At 58.1% G+C, this 1,569-nt stretch carries 1 pseudogene; it reads right to left on the bottom strand.

Features of this window, described 5'->3' with window-relative positions:
• Positions 1–61: 61 nt before the first annotated feature.
• Positions 62–1,569: pseudogene (locus tag NE584_RS19255) on the bottom strand (hypothetical protein); the annotation flags it as partial.

The following is a 1,569-nucleotide window of genomic DNA, read 5'->3' as shown; positions in this document are numbered from 1 at the left end:
CCCCACCCCCCCCCCCCCGCCCCCCGCGGGGGGCCCCCGGTCGTTCTGCTACAGTTGATTCTTATTTCAGGATCACCGCGTCGTCTCTCTCAAACGCGGAGGCGCTGTAATAGCGGGTGATCGTGCCGTCCTCGGCCTTCTCAAAGCTGAAGTGCTCCATGAAATCCCACAGGATGGGCATCTCATAGGGACTGCAGTTATGGGCACGCAGCAGGGTATATCCATACTTGACCATGGGCACCCCGTCGCTATTCTCCCAAGTATAGACCTTGGTGCGGTCGTTGATAAACTCATGCTCATCATCGGCAGTACCAATCTGCGCGTCAGGCATGTTGTTCACATCAAAGAGGTAGGTAATCCACTCATTGGCCATCTCAGAGCCCCACAGGTCAGGCATCAGGTTATCCAAGTCGCTCTGGCCAGTGATGACAAAGTCGGGCATAGCCCCGCCAGCCCCCTCAGGCAGCTGAGAAGTACCATCAGGCACGGCCAGTCCAGAGGTGGAGGCAGCAGCCGCATAGAATTCGGGGTTAGTGCGGACAAAGCCCTGTGTAGCCATGGAGCCTGCAGACTGTCCGGAGCCGTAGATCCGGGTGAAGTCCAGATTTGCATAAGTGCCGTCAATAGTCTCTTCCAGCACGGCCATCAGGGAGTTATAGAACTTGTCGGAGTCAGCGTGAGACACACTGCTGGGGCTGGCACTATAAGTCTCGCAGACGAAAGCCAGCACGATCCCCTCTTTGTCCGCCACCTGCCACCAGAGGGTGGAATCCATAAAAATGGAGTCAGTCTGGCTGTTGCCAGGGTAGAGCACGAGCACAGGCAGTTCCTTACCCTCAAAGCCATCGGGCACATAGGCAATATATTCCCGGGGGTCCCACAGCCCGTCGCCGCTGTTGTCGCTGAAGGCGATCACGCCCACCTGGACGGTGCCGTGGCCGTCAATGGCCACATCCTCCTGGGCCAGGATCTGGGTCCCGTCGCTGAGGGTCTTCTGCACCTGTCCGGCCTTAGCCGCTTGCTGGGCAGCCACTCGGGCAGAGGTATAGTCCAGGCGGTAGGTCAGCGCGTTGCTATACGCGAAGGTGTTGTCGTAGCGGGTGTAGACAGACAGGAAAGCATAGATCTCAGCGGCGCTGGGGGTCTCAGAGCTCACCTTCACCTGAGAAATGCCGTACCGCTCACTGGCGGGGAGCTGCGCATTGGCAAAAGCAGTCTGGATCGCATCCGAGTCCTTATCCTGACGATATACGCCCTCCCCGTCTGCATTGGACACGCAGTCATTGGCTTCTTTCCAATAGTCTACGCTGTCAGCAGAGGAGGTTCCGGCAAACCAGGTGGGTACAGGCACATCCTTACGGGCGATCTGCTCCATTCCGCACTCTTTCAGCACCGCCTGGAACTCTGCGTCGGTCTTGAAGCCAGCATCATAGCCGCTGGTATTAGAGCCGTCATAGAGCACAGAACCAGCCTCTTCCAGAACAGCTTTCCCGGCAGAAGCGGCATTTACAAATGCCTGGCTGATGACAAAGATGGGATTCTCAGCGGCCCAGGCCTCCAGGGGAGCGG

The sequence above is a fragment of the Clostridium sp. DFI.5.61 genome (genome assembly GCF_024462915.1).
Taxonomy (GTDB): Bacteria; Bacillota; Clostridia; order Oscillospirales; family Oscillospiraceae; genus Lawsonibacter; species Lawsonibacter asaccharolyticus.
This window is presented reverse-complemented; position numbering and strand designations above follow the sequence as displayed.